This is a genomic window from Pontiella sulfatireligans, assembly GCF_900890705.1.
GTDB classification, from domain to species: Bacteria; Verrucomicrobiota; Kiritimatiellia; order Kiritimatiellales; family Pontiellaceae; genus Pontiella; species Pontiella sulfatireligans.
On the sequence record NZ_CAAHFH010000002.1, the window covers coordinates 1,882,178 to 1,900,183 of the forward strand.

Annotated in this window: 15 protein-coding genes and 1 tRNA gene; 14 read left to right on the top strand and 2 right to left on the bottom strand. The window is 52.2% G+C overall.

The genetic code is table 11. The features are described from left to right. The first annotated feature begins 18 nt into the window (after positions 1-18). The 13 genes from SCARR_RS20720 to SCARR_RS20780 all read left to right on the top strand — a co-directional run bounded on the left by SCARR_RS20720 (position 19) and on the right by SCARR_RS20780 (position 15,209). The gene (locus SCARR_RS20720) at positions 19-1,605 is read left to right on the top strand and encodes an NAD(P)/FAD-dependent oxidoreductase (RefSeq protein ID WP_136063553.1); all 1,587 of its coding nucleotides are present in this window, start codon (positions 19-21) and stop codon (positions 1,603-1,605) included. Positions 1,606-1,673: 68 nt separating this feature from the next. Further along, entirely contained in the window at positions 1,674-1,892 is a 219-nt protein-coding gene (locus SCARR_RS20725; protein WP_136063554.1) for an acetyltransferase, read from the top strand. A 121-nt stretch (positions 1,893-2,013) separates the two neighbouring features. Continuing rightward, a complete protein-coding gene (locus SCARR_RS20730) occupies positions 2,014-2,778 on the top strand; it encodes a hypothetical protein (protein WP_136063555.1) in 765 nt (254 codons plus the stop codon). Position 2,779: 1 nt separating this feature from the next. Then, positions 2,780-3,553 carry an MBL fold metallo-hydrolase gene (locus tag SCARR_RS20735; protein ID WP_136063556.1) on the top strand — a complete coding sequence of 258 codons (774 nt, stop codon included), beginning with the start codon at positions 2,780-2,782 and terminating at the stop codon, positions 3,551-3,553. 7 nt (positions 3,554-3,560) lie between these two features. Then, entirely contained in the window at positions 3,561-4,421 is an 861-nt protein-coding gene (folP, locus tag SCARR_RS20740) for a dihydropteroate synthase (protein WP_136063557.1), read from the top strand. Continuing rightward, positions 4,421-5,278 (top strand): diadenylate cyclase CdaA, encoded by an 858-nt coding sequence (cdaA, locus tag SCARR_RS20745; RefSeq protein WP_168433494.1) that lies wholly within the window; start codon positions 4,421-4,423, stop codon positions 5,276-5,278. The genes folP and cdaA overlap by 1 nt, the downstream gene beginning before the upstream one ends. Further along, positions 5,271-6,215, top strand: a complete 945-nt coding sequence (locus SCARR_RS20750) for a CdaR family protein (protein WP_136063559.1) — start codon at positions 5,271-5,273, stop codon at positions 6,213-6,215. The genes cdaA and SCARR_RS20750 overlap by 8 nt, the downstream gene beginning before the upstream one ends. A 17-nt stretch (positions 6,216-6,232) precedes the next feature. Next, a complete protein-coding gene (locus SCARR_RS20755; protein ID WP_136063560.1) occupies positions 6,233-6,895 on the top strand; it encodes a tetratricopeptide repeat protein in 663 nt (220 codons plus the stop codon). Between the two features lie 102 nt (positions 6,896-6,997). Further along, positions 6,998-8,899, top strand: coding sequence for a tRNA uridine-5-carboxymethylaminomethyl modification enzyme MnmG/GidA (locus SCARR_RS20760; RefSeq protein ID WP_136063561.1), 1,902 nt, complete (start codon positions 6,998-7,000; stop codon positions 8,897-8,899). Between the two features lie 472 nt (positions 8,900-9,371). Beyond that, positions 9,372-9,902 carry an NADH-quinone oxidoreductase subunit NuoE family protein gene (locus SCARR_RS20765; protein WP_222846377.1) on the top strand — a complete coding sequence of 177 codons (531 nt, stop codon included), beginning with the start codon at positions 9,372-9,374 and terminating at the stop codon, positions 9,900-9,902. A gap of 2 nt (positions 9,903-9,904) precedes the next feature. After that, positions 9,905-13,060 carry an NADH-ubiquinone oxidoreductase-F iron-sulfur binding region domain-containing protein gene (locus SCARR_RS20770; RefSeq protein WP_136063562.1) on the top strand — a complete coding sequence of 1,052 codons (3,156 nt, stop codon included), beginning with the start codon at positions 9,905-9,907 and terminating at the stop codon, positions 13,058-13,060. A gap of 29 nt (positions 13,061-13,089) precedes the next feature. Next, entirely contained in the window at positions 13,090-14,862 is a 1,773-nt protein-coding gene (locus tag SCARR_RS20775; protein WP_136063563.1) for an NADH-dependent [FeFe] hydrogenase, group A6, read from the top strand. Positions 14,863-14,963: 101 nt separating this feature from the next. Further along, positions 14,964-15,209: a hypothetical protein gene (locus tag SCARR_RS20780; protein WP_136063564.1), complete on the top strand. Its 246-nt coding sequence runs from the start codon at positions 14,964-14,966 to the stop codon at positions 15,207-15,209. 32 nt (positions 15,210-15,241) lie between these two features. On the opposite strand, the gene SCARR_RS20785 is transcribed toward SCARR_RS20780, so the two are convergent. Both SCARR_RS20785 and SCARR_RS20790 read right to left on the bottom strand, forming a co-directional pair. After that, on the bottom strand, positions 15,242-17,560 hold the full coding sequence (locus SCARR_RS20785; protein WP_168433495.1) for a peptidase U32 family protein: 2,319 nt from the start codon (positions 17,558-17,560) through the stop codon (positions 15,242-15,244). A gap of 30 nt (positions 17,561-17,590) precedes the next feature. After that, positions 17,591-17,830, bottom strand: a complete 240-nt coding sequence (locus SCARR_RS20790) for a hypothetical protein (RefSeq protein ID WP_136063566.1) — start codon at positions 17,828-17,830, stop codon at positions 17,591-17,593. A 58-nt stretch (positions 17,831-17,888) separates the two neighbouring features. On the opposite strand from SCARR_RS20790, the gene SCARR_RS20795 reads away from it, so the two are divergent. Continuing rightward, a tRNA-Gln gene (locus tag SCARR_RS20795) sits at positions 17,889-17,962 on the top strand. Positions 17,963-18,006 lie beyond the last annotated feature (44 nt).

Sequence of the window (18,006 nt, forward strand, 5' to 3'; positions counted from 1 at the left end):
AAAAAGGATCCTTTACCCATGCGTCTTAGAATAAATCAAATTTCCGTTCGGCTGACCTATGGCAAGAGCGACGTCCTCAAGGCCGTCTGCCGCGTGTTGCGTTGCCATAAGGAGCAGCTCCAAAATCTGGAAATCCTGCGCCGGTCGCTGGATGCGCGCAAAAAAGACAAGGAACCCCGCTATATTCTCTCGGTGGAGATCGATTATTCCGGCAAGCCGCCAATGTGGAAACAGGGGCATCTTGAAAAAGCCCCGAAGCCTGAACCGCCGCTGGTGTTTCCAAGCGCTGAAGCAATTGATCCCCCGCCCGTGGTGATTGGCGCCGGCCCCGCGGGATTGATGGCTGCGCTGACGCTCGCCGAAGCAGGACGCAAGCCGCTGCTGATTGAACGTGGCGCAGAAACCCCCGAGCGAGAAAAGCAGGTGGAAGCCTTTTGGAAGGACGGAGCGCTCAATGTGGAGAGCAACGTGCTCTACGGCGAAGGCGGAGCCGGCCTTTTTTCCGACGGCAAGCTGACGGCACGCTCGAAGGACCGCGCGCGCATCCGCCGCTTTTTTGAAACACTGGTTTCCTGTGGCGCATCGCCGGAGATTCTGTTCGATGCCATGCCGCATATCGGCACCGATGATTTAACCCATATTATTCCGGCCGTCCGCAACCGCATTTGGGAACTGGGCGGCGCGTGCGCGTTTAATTCCAAGCTCGAAGGGCTGCAGATTGAAAACGGCGCCTTGCACGGCATTGTGGCGTCTGGAAATCAAATCCGAACGAATGCCTGCTTTTTAGCCACGGGCCACAGCGCACGCGATGTTTATGGAATGCTCGACAAACACGGCGTTCCCCTCGAAGCAAAGCCTTTTGCCGTTGGCGTGCGGCTGGAGATTCCCCAACAGCGGATCGACCAGGCGCAGTATGGCAAGTGGGCGGGAAAACTTCCGATGCTCGGAAGCGCGAGCTTCCGGCTGACCCGCAAAGAAGAAAAAAACGCGCGCCGCTGCTACAGCTTCTGCATGTGCCCGGGCGGATTGGTGATTTCGTGCGCTTCGTCGGAAGGGCTGATAACCTCCAACGGAATGAGCCTTTCTGCGCGCGACAAACCGTTCGGAAACGCGGCGTTCCTGGTTCCGGTTGATGTAGCTGACTTTCCAGTTGCAGAAAACCCCGCTCTCGCCGGCATTGATTTTCAGAAAAGGATGGAACGGGCGGCCTTTGAAGCCGGAGGCTCCAATTATGGATTGCCCGCCGCTCGGTTAATCGATTTTCTTGAAGGAAAAAAGGGCGACTTACCAACAGAGCGCTCGTGCATGCAGTCCTCCCCCGCCCTCCTGCAGGATATTTTGCCGGAGTTCGTATTCCACACGTTGGAATCAGCCGTTCCAAACATGTTGCGGGAATTGAACCGCACGCCACTGGAAGAAGCAGTTCTATATGCCTCTGAAACGCGCAGTTCCAGCCCTGTGCGCATTTTACGTGATACAGACGGCGAATCGACTGGCGTAAAAGGGCTTTTCCCGTGCGGCGAGGGGTCCGGCTATGCCGGAGGCATCGTAAGTTCGGCGCTCGATGGAATGAAATCCGTTGAGCAATATATATTTAGGAAATGAGCACAATACCGGTTTGAACCCTTTTGAGGCAATGTGGTCGAAGGGTTTGAAAGCAATGGAGGTATGTTATGTTCCTAAAGCATGTACCATCAGGCGACTTGGTCGAGGTGATCGACCTGCCGGACGTGATCAACCCCGGATCCCCCACGGTTCGGGCAAGAGCCCATACGGGCGAGATCATTCAGCGTCCGGAAAACTTCCTGAAGACCGAACTCGCGTTCCCTTCAGGAGAAGCGCTGCCGCAGTGCTGGAGTGACGCCCACTACTACGAACACGCCGCCGCATAGCGAGCGCCCCGTTTGAGCGGATTCAAACGGGGCTTTTCTTTTTCAGATTTTACCTGTATTGCGTGGTGTCTGTTTTGACACCGCGTTTTTTTTTGCGGATTTTTGGAAAAGGAGTTCAACCATGTTCGATTTTTGGCTGCCGATGGCCCTGCTTTTTGTCGCCGCCACCATTGCTGCGATCGTCGCGAGGCGAAAGCGCGACCGCTGCTTGAAATATTTCAACCGCGAGCCGGTGATGATTCTGATGCAGTCGGGCAAGTGGCTTTGGGGGCAGCTGTTCGCCTACCCCAAAACCATGGAACTGGTTTTCGATAATCCGCCCAAAGACGAATCGGGCGTACGGAAGGCGAGCTATGTCCTCTATACGCCGGAGATTGACGGCATCAAGAAAATCCTCCAGCCCCCGCCGGAGTCGGGCACAAAAGAACACGAAAAATGGAAAAAGGAAATCCAGCAGATCGCGAATCCCTCGTTATTGCGCCGCTGTCGCCGCTGGATCTGGAATGTCTTCAATACGCTGCGCGATGCCATCTCGCAGTCGCTCGGCATGATTATCGGCACCATGAAGACCAAGACCCCTATGGGCAAGGTGTCCGGTGCCGACAAGCGCGCGGGGGATATTGGCAATACGCTGCTCGGCACCGTGCCGAACGCCTACGAACCGGTGCTTGAAAAATATCTCTGCAAGCAAGTGATTGTTGAAATTATCGAGGATGGCGAGGTGATCGAATTCGCTGGGCTGCTGCAGGAATATTCAGAAAAATACCTGCTGCTCCGCAACGTGGCCCACAAGCCTTCCATCGATACCGAGAGCGAGCTGTCCGACCGCTTCGACATTATTTTTCCTCGCAGCCAAGCGCTGGTGCGGCATTGCGTGGTGGCCTGATATGAAATTTACATTTCTCGGCACGGGAACCTCGCACGGCATCCCGATGATTGGATGCTCTTGCAGCGTGTGCACTTCCACGGATCTTAAAAACAAGCGCCGGCGCTGCAGCCTTTATGTGGTCGCCGAAGGCCAGCACCTTATTTTCGACACACCTCCGGATTTCCGCGACCAAGTGCTCAACTTTGGCGTCGAGCGCGTTGATGCGGTTTTTCTAACGCACCCGCATGCCGACCATATTTATGGTTTCGATGACGTCCGCCGCTTTTCCGATATTCAAAACGGCCATATCCCGGTCTATGGATCGCCCAGAACCATCAAACAGATGCGAAAAAAGTTCGACTATGTGGACCGGAAGAGCCACTCCTTCGGAGGCGTTCCGCGCGTTCGCTTTACGGATCAGACCGAACCGGTTGAAATCGGCGGCGCGGTGATGGTCACTCCCCTGCCCGTTTCGCACGGAAAGGACATCGTCTACGGATTTCTCGTAGAAGCCGGTGGGGTGCGGATTGCCTATATTCCAGACTGCAACGGCATTCCAGAAACTACTTTCGAGTTGCTGGAAAACATGAATGCGATGATCCTCGACGGCCTCCGCCCGCAAAAGCACCCCACCCACTTTTCCACCGGCGAATGCATCGAGCAGTTGGAACGGATCGGCGCCAAGCGTTCGTTCATCACCCACCTCACCCACAACTCCGAGCACCACAGCCTGCAGCAGAAGCTTGGCGAAGCGGCAACCGTTCCTTGGGATGGCCTGCAAATCGTGCTATGAACAACTTATGACGAACCGCAGAACCTACAATTGGAAGTGTCGCAACCTCACTCTGAAGTTGGGCGACCGAACGCTGGTGATGGGCATTCTAAATGCGACGCCCGACTCGTTTTCCGATGGCGGCGATTTTTACGATATCAATGCCGCCGTGGACCGTGCGCTGGACATGGAGGCCCAAGGCGCAGACATCATTGATATTGGCGGCGAATCAACCCGGCCCGGCGCAACGCCTGTTCCGGCTTTAGAAGAGATTAAACGCACGCTTCCCGTCATAGAAAAGATCCGCGAGCACTCCTCTGTTCCGATTTCAATCGATACGATGAAGGCTGAAACGGCCTTTCAGGCATTGGAAGCCGGAGCAAACATCATTAATGACATCTCGGCGTTCGAGACCGATCCCAAAATGGTTGAAGTAGCCGCACAGACTGCTGCAGGAGCGGTTTTAATGCATATGAAGGGCACACCGCAAACGATGCAGGATGATCCCGCTTATGCAAACGTGGTTCAGGATGTTCGGAGCTATTTGCAGCAACGCATGGACTTTGCGGCATCCCACGGCGTCGGGCGCGAACACTTGGTGGTAGACCCCGGCATCGGCTTCGGCAAAACACTTGAACACAATCTGGACGTGATGCGCAGGCTGCCCGATTTGGCGGAATGCGGCCGCCCGCTGCTCGTTGGCGCCTCGCGAAAAAGCTTCATCGGACAGTTGCTTGGGCGCGACAATCCCGCCGAACGACTGTCCGGCAGCCTGGGCGCAGCCGCATGGGCGGTGCTTCAAGGCGCGCATATTTTGCGGGTGCACGATGTAATCGAAACTTGCGATGTTTGCCGCATGTTGGATACATTCGTTTGCGGAGAGCCCTGATGCAATGGAAAGAAGCCTTTGAACTGCCGGACGTGCTGGGATGGATAGAAATATTCATCGTGGCCGCCCTGCTTTATTTTATTTTCCGGCTATTCAAAGGCACACGCGGCGCGGCGATCCTAACCGGCTTGATCATCTTATCCGGCACGCTCTACGCCATTACCAGCCTGAGCCATCTCGACGTGCTGAATTGGCTGCTCTCCAAACTCATGCTTTATATCTCGCTGGCCGTCGTGGTTATTTTCCAACCGGAGATCAGACGCGTACTTGCCAAACTGGGAAGGCAACCTTGGAGCACCAACGGAATAACGAAGCAAAAGTCTCTGGTTGAACCGATTATGCAAACCGTAAAAACACTTTCAACCCGAAAGATCGGGGCGCTGATTGCCATTGAACGGGAAATCGGAACCCGCGCCATCCAGGATACCGGCACCAAGATCAACAGCGTGGTCAGCGCCGAACTGCTTTCCACCATCTTCTTTCCGCATACGCCGCTGCACGACGGCGGCGTCATTATTTCCGGCGACCGCATCTGCGCGGCAGGCTGCCTCTTCCCCCTCTCCCAAAAGGAAGAGCTAAGCAAGACGCTTGGAACCCGCCACCGCGCCGCGATTGGACTGACTGAAGAAACCGATTCGATTGTCGTCGTGATTTCGGAAGAAACCGGGGCCGTTTCGATTGCATACAACGGACGCCTGCGGCGGGGCATGGAAGAAGAACGCTTGCGACGGGTTCTCACATCCATGCTTAGGCGCGAACGAACCGGCCTCGCGCGGTTCCAGCAGAAAATCCAAACCGGAGAAGCGACGCTCTCGGATACGGTCTTGATGCCCTACGGAGAAGAGCACGATGAGTAAGCCTTTTTCCAAATTCTGGGGCAACCTCCGCAAAGAAAAGTGGTTGATGCTTTTTTGTTTCGTGCTGGCTTTCTTTGCCTGGCAAGGGATTAGAAGAAATCTGGGCTTCGAGGTTTCTGTATCCGATATATTGGTCGATGTGGATGTTCCCGAAGGCGTTGCGGTTTGGGAAAAATCCACGCACCGGGTGAATATTCTATTTCGTGGATCGCGCGAAGACATCCGTTATCTAAATAACGAGCAGCTTCGCGTTGTCATCCCCTTGCCCAATCCTGCATACGGCGAAGATATTAATGTTAAGCTCTCGGAAAAATTCCTCAGGAACCCGACGGGCGCCAAAGTGGTCCGTTTCAGCCCTTCCGACGTCACGGTCAAACTCGACCATGAAGGCGAACGCCTCCTCCCGGTCAAGGCGACGATCAACGGAACCCTGCCTGAAGGACTAGAGGTGGACCGGATTGTCTGCACACCTGCATCGGTTAGGGTTTTCGGTGCGCAGCAGGTGCTGGATGGGATGGAAAGCATTCATACGGAAACGATTGAACTGAAAGACCGCCAAGCAACATTCAAGGAAAGCATTCCTGTTGCCCTGCCCCAGGCGGGCAGAATGCAGGTGGATCCCGACTGGGTATCGGTTGAATTTATCCTGGAAGAGCGCAGCTCTGTGCAATCTTTTGAAAACGTAGAAGTTAAAATAATGTGCGCATCTGGAGAACAAAGGCACTTCAATATTCACCCGCAAACTATATCAGTCACCGTAAAAGGGCAGCAGCAGCGGATTGAACAAATGCGATCAAGCGATGTCTTTGCTTTTGTAAGCTGTTCCGACCTTGCGGAAAACACCGGCTACGATTTGCCCGTTGTTTTGGATCTTCCCCAAGATGTTCAGCTTGTTAAAACAGTTCCTACGGTTGTACACGTTGATGTTGAAAATTAGCAGAGGAAATTTATACCATGAAATCCCATCTTTTAGTCATTGCAAGCCTTCTACTCGCCTCCTCCTGCGTTTTTTCACAGGAAACTGGAAGCACTTCAAATGCGGCCTTGTCAGGACTTTCAATCGAAACTCAAACCACCGAAGAACGTATTCAGTTTCTTCTGGATGTCGCAACGGCGTATTTCAATGAAGACGATTTTGAGTCGGCGATCAGTGCCTATGAGCGCATCTTAGAGATCGATCCCATGCACCAGCAAACGCGATTCATCATCGGCCATGTTTACATCAGCGGAAAACAGTATAAGAAAGCCGAGGAACAGCTTTCTGCCCTGATTGAAGATTACCCTGAAGATTTCAAACTACTGAACAACCTGGCATGGCTCTATGCGACAGCAGAGGATCCGAGTTTCCGTGATGGCCAAAAGGCCATTTCTCTGGCTAGGCAGGCTATCGTACTTGCCCCGAACGACCACCACGTATGGAGCACGCTTTCTGAGGCCTACTACGTCAGCAGTGAGTATGAGAAGGCCTACCGCTCCATCAATCATATGGCTGCTTTAGCCGCCCGTTATGGAACTGATATCACTAAAGAATCAGTTGAAGACTACAACGAGCAGATTCGCAAATGCAAACGCGCAATGGATACAGCGGAGGCCATAAAGGGCGACTTGGAAGAATAACCACCCCCCTTCCCTTATTGTGTGCAACTGCTTGTTGACCCCTAGTTAAGAGGGTGCAACTATCTGCTTCTATTTTATTACGCTGAAAGATTGGATTTATTTATGTACAAGTCTTTATACAAAGTGGTTGTAGTTGGAGGAGGCCATGCTGGATACGAAGCCGCGTTAGCCTCTGCGAGAATGGGAGTTGATACTCTATTAATAACTCTAAAAAAGGGACTTATAGGTAGACTACCATGTAACCCTGCTGTTGGAGGAATTGCAAAATCACACCTTGTTTCTGAACTGGACGCTCTTGGAGGAGAACTCGGACGCAACTCTGACTACACCGGAATCCAATACCGCATGCTAAATACCCGAAAGGGACCAGCAGTGCAATCAAACCGGATTCAGTGCGACAAGGACTTATTCCCCCAACGAATCCAAGCAGTTCTCGCCATGCAGGACAATCTGGAAATGCTGGATGATATTGTAACGGCCATCCGGACAAAGAATGGAAAAATATGCGGAGTCACCTGTCGCTCCAGCGGAGATATTAATGCCGAATCCGTTGTAATATGCACAGGAACCTTTCTTCGTGGCCGAGTGCTTATCGGCATGAAAAGCATCAAGGAAGGACGCATGGGAGAAGAATCTGCTGAAGGTCTTTCCGCATCATTTGACCAATTTGGATTCGACCTAGGACGGCTTAAAACAGGCACCCCGCCCCGTATTCACAGAGATTCGGTGGATTATTCCAAAATGGAGAATCAGCCAGGGGATGATCCACCTCCCTTTTTCTCGCGAATGGCCCGCAAAGAATGGAAAATGTTCCACGTGGAACATGGAAACCCAGACCCAGAAGAGATGAAGCGCTTGTTCCACGTGGAACATAACGCTCTTCACCCATGGATGCCGGGCGCAGATCAGATTCCATGCTGGCTCACTCACACGAATGAAAATACTCACCAAATAATAGCGGACAACCTCAGCAAAAGCGCAATGTATGGCGGAATGGTTGAAGGCACAGGCGTGCGCTACTGCCCCTCAATCGAGGATAAAATTGTTAAGTTTTCCGACCGCAACTCGCATCACGTCTTTATTGAACCTGAGGGGCGAAACAACATCCGCCTCTACCCCAACGGAACATCCAACAGCCTTCCCGAGGACATTCAGGAGCAAATGGTCCGTTCAATTCACGGGCTTGAAAACGCTGAAATCCTCCGACCAGGCTATGCCATTGAGTATGACTATTCCGATCCAACGCAGCTATTCCATACTCTGGAAACAAAACGAGTAGAAAACCTCTATTTTGCAGGCCAATTAAACGGGACAACTGGCTATGAGGAAGCCGCCGGACAAGGATTTATTGCCGGTGCCAACGCTGCGCTAAAGGTTTCAGGCCAAGACCCCCTAACTTTAAGCCGTAACGAAAGCTATATTGGCGTTTTAATCGATGATCTAGTTACCAAAGGTACGGATGAGCCATACCGCATGTTTACCTCGCGATCAGAACATCGCCTTACACTTCGTCAGGACAATACCTATTTCCGTTTGCTGGAAAAAACAAAACAGCTCGGTATTATCGACTCCAATGAAATAGGCCTTATTTCTCGGCAATGGAAAGAGATCGAAAAGGAAATCTCACGCCTCGAAAAAGTATTTCACGAAGGAAACTCTCTCGGCCAACTTCTCCGTCGCCCGGAATCTTCATATAAAACTTTGCCGCAGGAATCATCTTCCTTAGATGAAGAAGTAATTAAGCAGGTTGAAATTGAAGTTAAATATGCTGGATACATTAAGCGGGAAAAAGAGCGTATTGAATCATCGAAAAAGCAAGAAAGTCAGTTAATACCACTCGATTTTGATTACGATGTGATTAATAGCATGCGTTTTGAAGCCCGTGAAAAACTGAAGAAAATAAAACCAGAAAACCTGGGCCAAGCTGCCCGCATATCGGGTGTAAATCCTTCCGACGTTTCCATTCTTGCTATGTGGCTTAAACGCCATATACAACGGAAATAGTGCCTTGACGATGTCTTAGATCGTCATTTCATTTCCCCGTATATTAATAGATTTTTCATCCCTACCATTAGATCCATGTCTCAACTTTGAGTTCATGGATTTATTTATCGAATCCCTCATTTAAATCGAACTCATGACTAGGTTTTAGCGGGGCATCCTTTTGGCTCTAATTAATAATTTAAGCGAGGGTTTATTCTTACCATATAGTGGATTACAAATTTATCCTGAAATTTAGCATATAATGCTCAAGTATATTTTCGATGCCGAGATAAATGACGATAAAGTTGATCATATTAGCTACCTATTACCAAGTATGGCAGGATAAATAATGCTAGTGATTAGTCTGTAAACTATATTTCGTATAAATATATCGATATAAAAGGAGTTCCGTTGATCTTTCCGTTTTTTTAAGTATTTTGGAATGTGGACTTTCCGTATATACAGCGTGAGAACCCTAGCAGTGGAGATTAAAATGCCTGATGCAAATATGTCTGTAACTTGTTCCTGTGGAACGAATGAAAACAATGAAACACTATTTGATAAGCTGGATGAGATTCTCGAAGAGTACAAATTCAAAGAGGGCGGCCTTATTCCTGTTCTCCAAATCGCACAAGGGCTGTTTGGCTTTCTCCCAGAAGAGGCGCTGCATCACATTGCAACTAAAATGAACAAGCCCTATAGCGAGGTGGCTGGTGTCGTAGGATTTTATTCCTACTTTTCAACGCAACCACGCGGAAATAACGTTATAAGAGTCTGCCTAGGAACAGCATGCTATGTTCGAGGTGGAAAACAGGTTTTGGATTCCCTTAAAAAGGAGCTCCATATTGACGTTGGCGAAACGACTGAAGATAAGGTTTTCTCATTGGAGGTGGCACGTTGCTTCGGCGCCTGCGGGTTAGCGCCGGCCATCATGATCAATGACGACGTCCATCAACGCGTCAAACCTACACGAATTAAGCAAATCCTTGCTCCTTACTATAAAACTGAAATGGAGGAAGCGTAGCTATGTCTGAAAAAATTAAATCGCCGGCAGATCTAACGAAACTACAAATCCGAGAGATCCAAAAGCTTGGACTTCGTGTCGATCACTCGCTTCCAAAGTCTCGCGATGGCTCAGCGCGTGAAATATTAGTCTGTGTTGGAGGAGGGTGCTTGGCTTCTGGTGCTCTGGAAATTTGCAAAGCCTTTAAGCAGGCCATTGCAGACAACGACCTTGCACATAAGGCCACGTTGGTCGAAACCGGATGCATGGGGCCTTGCGCCGCAGGTCCTGTTGCTAAAATTATGCCCGACAATGTGTTCTACCAAGGTATCACTGCTGAGGACGCAAAAACCATTGTCGAGCAGCATATTATGCAGGGGCAGATAGTTTCGCATTTGCTGCATAAGGACGCCGCTAGCGGAAAACCGGTAGCGGACATTGATGATATCGAGTATTTCAAACGGCAAAATAAGGTGGTGCTACGAAATTGCGGAAATATCGACCCTTTTAAAATAACCGAGTACATCGCGACCAAAGGATATCAGGCGCTTGCAAAGGCCGTTTCTTCAATGAGTTCCGAAGAAGTAGTCAACAGCATCTTGGAATCCGGATTGCGTGGGCGGGGCGGGGGAGGGTTCCCGACCGGACTGAAGTGGAAATTCACCCGCGAGGCGGAGTCCGATATCAAAAGCGTAGTCTGCAACGCGGACGAAGGTGATCCAGGAGCATTCATGGACCGCAGTGTGCTGGAAGGCGATCCCCATAGCGTAATCGAAGGCATGTCCATCGCGGGGTATGCCGTTGGTGCCGCTCGCGGGTATGTTTACTGTCGCGCTGAATATCCAATCGCCATCGAACGCCTGCAAAGGGCCATCAACCAAGCGCGCGACATTGGCTTGCTTGGTGAAAACATACTTGGAACCCAGTTTTGCTTTGATCTGGAAATACGCATGGGATCCGGCGCATTTGTCTGCGGAGAGGAAACCGCGCTAATGACCTCGATCGAAGGCAACCGCGGGGAACCACGGCCGCGGCCGCCATTCCCCGCCATCAAAGGGCTATGGGGAAAGCCTACCTTATTGAACAACGTGGAAACGTTTGCCAGCATACCGGTTATCATTTCTGACGGTGCCGAAAAATATGCCGAACTCGGCACTGAAAAGAGCAAGGGAACGAAAGTATTCGCACTGGCCGGCGCGGTAAACAACACCGGATTGGTGGAAGTGCCAATCGGCATTTCTCTCGGCGAACTCCTCTACGACATCGGCGGCGGAATGATCGATGGCAAGCCGTTCAAGGCCGCGCAACTTGGCGGCCCGTCTGGAGGCTGCATTCCAAAAGAGCATCTCAATGTGGCGCTCGACTATGAATCGCTCAACGAACTCGGCGCCATCATGGGCTCCGGCGGTTTGATCGTGATGGACGAAGAAAGCTGCATGGTCGATGTTGCCCGCTTCTTCCTTGAATTTGTTCAGGAAGAATCATGCGGCAAATGCACCCCGTGCCGTGTGGGAACCAAACGACTGCTCGAAATTCTCGAGCGCATCTGCGATGGAAAAGGGGAGGAGGGCGATATTGAAAAGCTTATTTCCCTCGGCAACCAAATCAAAGAAACGGCCTTGTGCGGCCTAGGCAAAACCGCCGCCAATCCGGTGCTATCCACCATCCGGCATTTTCGGGTGGAATACGAAGAGCACATTCGCGAAAAGAAGTGCCGCGCCGGCGTATGCGCCGGCCTCGTCCGTGCCCCCTGCCAAAGTGCGTGTCCGGCCTCGGTCGATGTACCTGGCTTCGTTTCGCTCGTCGGAGAAAAACGCTATGCCGATGCGCTCAAGCTGCACCGCGAACGCAACCCATTTGCGGCCGCTTGTGCCCGCATTTGCTTCCACGCCTGCGAAGAGCACTGCCGCCGCTCCTCGCTCGACAGCCCGATTTCCATCCGCGGCATAAAGCGCTTCATGGTGGAACAAGAAATGATCATTCAAGTTCCCGAATGCAAAGAGAACGCAAAGAATGCCTCAAAAAAAATCGCCATCATCGGCGCAGGTCCAGCGGGACTGTCCTGTGCGTACTTTCTTGCGCGCCTCGGCTACAAGCCTAAGGTGTTCGATTCCTCGTCACGCCCCGGCGGCATGATGGCGCAGACCATTCCATCCTACCGCCTTCCTCGCGAAATCCTCGCTCGCGAGATCCGCATGATTGAACGCCTCGGCGTCGATATCGAATGCGACCGGGCGCTTGGACGGGACTTTACCTTCGAAAGCCTTAAGGCGGACGGCTACGAAGCCGTATTTCTCGCAGTAGGGGCCCCAGATGGTTTAATGCTTGGGCTGGAAAACGAGGACGCAGAGGGCGTCACCGAAGCAATCAGTTTCCTGCGCGAATACAACGTCCGCGGTTCCGTTCCGGTTGGCAAGGACGTCGTCATTATTGGCGGCGGCAATGCGGCCATTGATGCCGCCCGAACCGCCACCCGTCTAGATGCAAAAACCGTGACCGTGCTCTACCGCCGCACGCGGGAGCAAATGCCGGCCTACGAAGAGGAGATTGAAGAGGCAGAAGCCGAAGGCGTTAAACTACAGCTACTTACTTCTCCTGAAGAAATTGTTGTGGAAAACGGCCACGTGGTTGGCATCCGTTGCAAACCGATGGAGCTCGGTGCATTCGACCGTTCCGGAAGACGGCGTCCCGTTGCAGGGGAAGACAAGGACTTTATTGTTCCGTGCGACCAAGTCATCGTGGCCATTGGTCAAAGTGTGGATTTGCCGGCACTGAGCGGCAACTACACGTTTAATTTACAGCGCAACGGCTATCTTTCTACCGACGCGCTCACTAAAAAAACTTCTAAAGATTGGATCTTTGCTGGCGGCGATGTCGCTACAGGCCCATCTTCAGTGATTGAAGCTGTGGCCGACGGTGAAAAGGCCGCGGCAGGAATCGACCAATTTCTTACCGGTAAAAACAATGCCTTTTGGCGCGAGGAGAAGCGGAACAACACTTTCTTCGATCCCGATGCGGAACCCGTTATGTATGAACGTGAAAAACAGCCGCTCATTCCCGTGGAGCGGCGGCGATGCAACTTCGACGAGGTTGAGCAGCCGTGGGATGAAGCCACGGCAATCCGGCAGGCCAAACGCTGCCTGCGTTGCGACTACCGCGAAGAAGTCCACACTTGGTAATGGAAATTTAATAAACGAGAAATTGAGATATGATTAATCTGACCATCGACAACACACCGCTTACCGTTGAAGAAGGAACCACAGTGCTGGAAGCCTGCAAGCAGGCAGGCATCAAGATCCCCACGCTCTGCTATCTTGAAAACATCCAAGCCATTGGTGCATGCCGCGTCTGTCTAGTCGAAATCGAGAGGGTGAAGGACCTGGTGGCCTCCTGCGTGATGCCCGTGGCCGAGGGCATGAAGGTAACTACCAACAACCGCCGTGTCCGCGAGGCTCGCAAAGTGGTCGTTGAACTCTTGCTTTCCGAACATGAAGGCGACTGCCAAACCTGTGATCGCAACGAAGACTGCGAGTTGCAAAGTCTCGCCCATGACCTCGGCATCAAGGAGTTGCGTTACGAGGGCGAAAAGGCGCAGCGCTTCCAGGACCACAGTACGGCCGGGCTTGTGCGCGATAGCGCCAAGTGTATTTCGTGCCGCCGTTGCGTAACCGTTTGCACGGCCATTCAGACCGTATCCGCTCTCTTCCCGCAAAGCCGTGGCTTCAAAACCACGATTGGCCCTGCCTTTGCGCAGAACCTCGACACGGTGACCTGTGTACAGTGTGGACAGTGCGCGGCTGTGTGTCCGGTCGGTGCCATCTCCGAACGCGACCAGATCGACGAGGTTTGGGCCGCGCTGGACGACCCATCCAAAACCGTTGTCGTGCAAACCGCCCCGGCCATCCGCGCCGCGCTCGGCGAATGCTTTGGCATGGAACCCGGAACGCTCGTTACCGGAAAAATGACTACCGCGCTGCGCAATATGGGATTCGACGCCATATTCGACACCGACTTTTCTGCCGACCTTACCATTATGGAAGAGGGGACGGAGCTGCTCACCCGCCTGAAAAAGGCGTTAGTCGACAAGGAGGACGTGGCCCTGCCCATGTTCACCAGCTGCTGTCCCAGCTGGATTCTGTTCGCGGAGTATTTCTACCCCGATATGCTCTCCAATCTCTCCACCTGCAAATCACCGCAGCAGATGATGGGGGCCATGGTTAAAACCTACTATGCAAAAAAAATAGAAAAAAAGCCGGAAGAGATCGTCATGGTTTCCATCATGCCCTGCACCGCCAAGAAGCATGAAGCCGCCCGCGACGAAATGAACGATAGCGATGCGCAGGATGTGGATATTGTTCTCACCACCCGCGAACTGGGGAAAATGGTCAAACAAGCTGGAATCGACTTTTCCAGCCTCGCCGATTCCGAAATGGATGCGCCGCTCGGACTCAGCACCGGCGCGGCCGACATTTTTGCCAATACCGGTGGAGTGATGGAGGCTGCCCTTCGTACCGTCTATGAAATTGTTACCGGTCGCGAACTGCCGTTTGAAAACTTGCACGTCTCGCCGGTCGTTGGCCTTGAAGGGATCAAAGATGCCGAAATTACCATTGAGGGAACCGTTCCTGAATGGAGCTTCCTTGAAGGGGTGACCGTCAAGGTTGCCGTGGCGCATGCCTTGGGCAACGCCCGCAAACTCGTCGATAAAATCCGTGCCGGCGAAGCGGAATATCACTTCGTTGAAGTAATGACCTGCCCCGGCGGCTGCATTGGAGGCGGAGGACAACCGCGCATCACCACCGACGAAGTCCGCAAAAAGCGTATCGCCGCGATCTACGCAGAAGACGAAGGCAAGACCCTGCGAAAGTCGCACGAAAACGAAGGTGTCGCCAAACTCTACGAAGAATTCCTCGGCGTACCCCTGGGCCATAAATCGCATGAGTTGCTCCATACTAAATACTACAAAAAGGAACTTGTGTAGTATTATCAGGCGGCGTGAATTTTCACATGAAGATTAAGGTGTAATCGAATTGAATTCACGCCTCAATCGTCACGCTTCACGAATGGGATAAGGAAAAAATAATGGATAAGCATATTATTGTTGGGGTGCATATTGTAGAGCGAGAAGTACACGCTGTTCAAGTGCAAGAGCTTTTCACCCGCTACGGTTCCCAGATAAAAACCCGGTTGGGCATTCATGACGACATCTGCTCCTCAAACGGCCTCATTCTGCTGGAAATGGCGGATACCGCTGAAACCTGCAGAATGATTACAGAAATAAAGGCCATTGCCGGCGTCGATTGCAAAACCATGCTATTTGAGCATTAGACTGTATGGTGGATGCGCTTCGTCGCATCCGTTTATTGCAGCTCGCGGTTAAAGTTTCCGGAATGCCCATTTATGGGCTGAGCGTGAATGATTTTGTGGACTATGTCGCCAGCTTGCTCGGATGTATCGATGCCGTAGCAGAGATCGATGCGGAAGCGACGCGCACCAAGTTCTTTCAGCTCATCGAAATGTTCAACCAACGAAAACGGCGTTTTTCCAACAACTACAAACTGCCGTCCGTTTTTTTCAATACGGAAGGAGCGGCGCGAGCGGTCGGTCAGTTTTTCTTCGTGCCCAGCCGGCGGTGTGGCGGAAATCATCAGGGGCGTATGCTGGTAAACCGGTACAATGGCCGCATCGCCCAGCTGCGGAATCAATGCCGACCAGTTTTGCGAATCGTCCTCGGGCGAAAAGACAAACTGCCGGATTCCTTGATCGCACCATTGCAATGCGGCCTGGGTATTAAGTGTGTAAAGCGGCCAATCGGCAGTAATATCCGCTTTGCCCTTCAATAGATGAAGCCCCCCAACATTCGCTGCTTCCCATTTTTGCTGGTTTGGCAACGAATCAATGAACTCGCGAAATGCAACGGTGTCTTCTTCGCGAATAATAACGGGTAGGGCGAGCCGTAATTTTTCCGGGGGCAAAGCAACAATCGCAGTATTAATAGATGCAAGGTTAGACAAATCAACCTCCAACACAAGTTCATCGATGCCTTCGAGGTTTTCCAATAGTTTAAAACATCGCGTTTTAACGGACCACGAAATTAACTGCGCTGCAGGTTCGGTAGGAATAACCTCCTCAATGAAAAAGCTCTTTCTGGATTGGTTCCATACCTCGGAAAAATCGTCGATCAACTTCCGACGGGCATTATTCAACATGGAAGCCGGAACAAAAACCGGATCGGAACCTTCGCCGAAGGTGAGTTTACCGAGCATCCAATCGGTCTCTCCGAGTTTTTCAAAGCAGCGCCGAATTGCCTCCACTGATTTTTCCGGCTGGCGCGCCGGTTCAAATGGACCAGGCAGGGTATTTTCCACTTGCACCTGAGTTCCGTCGCAGTCGGCCGAGGCCGTCAGCGCAACGCTTTCAGCGGATTGCAAAACATGAATATCAACCGGACGGCGCTGGCGGAACACTCCGGGGCGAGGGGTGCTGAATTCGTAGCGCTGGCGCACCGCCTGCGAAAATGAGCAATAGACGGGAACTCCAATCTCGATCCGTGGCGAATCTGCTGGCAGCTTGAGCGCTATCTCCGCAGCCGCTGGAAGTTCGAAACGGCGTTTCTTTTCCGGATCGCTCGCTAGTCGCATCTCATCGGCCGCAAAACCAAACGGATGGGTTCCATCGCTTTCTATCTTTAGACCGTCGTGCTTTTGCAGAGCGCGACTGCTGTGAAGCACGAGCCATGGACCGACAACGGATTTAACTGTTCCAATCAACGCACCACGGTGCCCATCGTTTACAGGATCAACCGGATTGTCGGCTGAATCATCAAGATAAAGGCCGGTTGAAGGCCGTCCGAAAATGGTTTGGATGTCCGAGAGCCGTTGCTCTTCATCCGCTGAATCGCCTTCGAGCGCTTTGCGGTAGAATTCGGTAACAGCGGCAACATAAAGCGGACTCTTCATCCGCCCTTCAATTTTGAGCGATGCCACACCAGCATCAAGCAGTGCGGGCAAATGTGAAGCCGCAGAAAAATCCTTCATCGAAAACGGCAGCGATTCATTTTCGTCTTTAGCCTTGAAGGGTTGGCGGCAGCAGTAGGCGCAGCGACCGCGGTTGCCGCTTCGACCGAGCATATGCGACGAAAAAAGGCAGAGTCCACTGTAGGAGAAGCAAAGGGCGCCATGAATGAATACTTCAGTTTCGAGGCCGCAGTTTCGGCTGATTTCTCTAATTTCAGCGAGTCTTAATTCGCGCGCCAGCACGACGCGGGAAAATCCGGATGCCTTTAATTGTTTTGCTCCAGCCAAATTATGAACCGCGAGCTGGGTGCTGGCATGCAGACGAAGCTGCGGAAAGTTATTTCGGATCAAACGGGCCATGCCCATGTCCTGGACAATGACGCCGCCGGCGTTCAGATCGCGGATCAGCGCAAATGTTTCGAGTGCCGCATTGAGCTCGCGCTGCTGCACCAACGTGTTGAAGGTTACATAGACATGGCGACTGAGGCTGTGTGCATAGCCGATCAGCTCGTCGAGCGCCTCACTCGTGAAGTTCCCTGCGCCGGCGCGGGCGGAAAACTGCGTCAGTCCGGCATAGACGGCGTCAGCGCCATACGCGAGGGCCGCCCAAGCTGCTTCAGGCGTTCCTGCGGGAGCCAGCAGTTCTGGAAGAGGTTTGTTCAAATTTAGTACCCCGAGGCTTTGCACGCACCCCTATTGGATGGATTTAAAAAACTCACCGAATTCTTTGGGCGTAAGGTCGTCGAGCTTCATGCCTCGGGCCTTAAGCTCCTCTTCGATTTTCTGGATGAGCTGCTGAAGATATTCATGGCTCTCGCCGGAGCCCATGAACACATCGTAGTTCTCGCCTTTGGTAATGCGGACGTGGCCGTCTTCAGCATCGAATCCGACGCCGAGCAGGCGCACAATTTTCTTTTCGTTACCGATAGACATTTTTTTATGAAACCTGCTTGATCCCGTTGGGGTAAATGGATACTTTTCCGACCTTGTTTGCCGAATGGTGTAATGGTAGCACTAGCGACTCTGACTCGCTTAGTCTAGGTTCGACCCCTAGTTCGGCAACCATTTTCCCGTTTTCTGAAACTTCAGAATGCCGGGAAAAACCTTTT

What these genes read in the sequence shown, in the direction of transcription:
- SCARR_RS20720 (WP_136063553.1), top strand. Translation starts at nt 19, where the DNA reads ATGCGTCTTAGAATAAATCAAATTTCCGTTCGGCTGACCTATGGCAAG.
- SCARR_RS20725 (WP_136063554.1), top strand. Translation starts at nt 1,674, where the DNA reads ATGTTCCTAAAGCATGTACCATCAGGCGACTTGGTCGAGGTGATCGAC.
- SCARR_RS20730 (WP_136063555.1), top strand. Translation starts at nt 2,014, where the DNA reads ATGTTCGATTTTTGGCTGCCGATGGCCCTGCTTTTTGTCGCCGCCACC.
- SCARR_RS20735 (WP_136063556.1), top strand. Translation starts at nt 2,780, where the DNA reads ATGAAATTTACATTTCTCGGCACGGGAACCTCGCACGGCATCCCGATG.
- folP (WP_136063557.1), top strand. Translation starts at nt 3,561, where the DNA reads ATGACGAACCGCAGAACCTACAATTGGAAGTGTCGCAACCTCACTCTG.
- cdaA (WP_168433494.1), top strand. Translation starts at nt 4,421, where the DNA reads ATGCAATGGAAAGAAGCCTTTGAACTGCCGGACGTGCTGGGATGGATA.
- SCARR_RS20750 (WP_136063559.1), top strand. Translation starts at nt 5,271, where the DNA reads ATGAGTAAGCCTTTTTCCAAATTCTGGGGCAACCTCCGCAAAGAAAAG.
- SCARR_RS20755 (WP_136063560.1), top strand. Translation starts at nt 6,233, where the DNA reads ATGAAATCCCATCTTTTAGTCATTGCAAGCCTTCTACTCGCCTCCTCC.
- SCARR_RS20760 (WP_136063561.1), top strand. Translation starts at nt 6,998, where the DNA reads ATGTACAAGTCTTTATACAAAGTGGTTGTAGTTGGAGGAGGCCATGCT.
- SCARR_RS20765 (WP_222846377.1), top strand. Translation starts at nt 9,372, where the DNA reads ATGCCTGATGCAAATATGTCTGTAACTTGTTCCTGTGGAACGAATGAA.
- SCARR_RS20770 (WP_136063562.1), top strand. Translation starts at nt 9,905, where the DNA reads ATGTCTGAAAAAATTAAATCGCCGGCAGATCTAACGAAACTACAAATC.
- SCARR_RS20775 (WP_136063563.1), top strand. Translation starts at nt 13,090, where the DNA reads ATGATTAATCTGACCATCGACAACACACCGCTTACCGTTGAAGAAGGA.
- SCARR_RS20780 (WP_136063564.1), top strand. Translation starts at nt 14,964, where the DNA reads ATGGATAAGCATATTATTGTTGGGGTGCATATTGTAGAGCGAGAAGTA.
- SCARR_RS20790 (WP_136063566.1), bottom strand. Translation starts at nt 17,830, where the DNA reads ATGTCTATCGGTAACGAAAAGAAAATTGTGCGCCTGCTCGGCGTCGGA.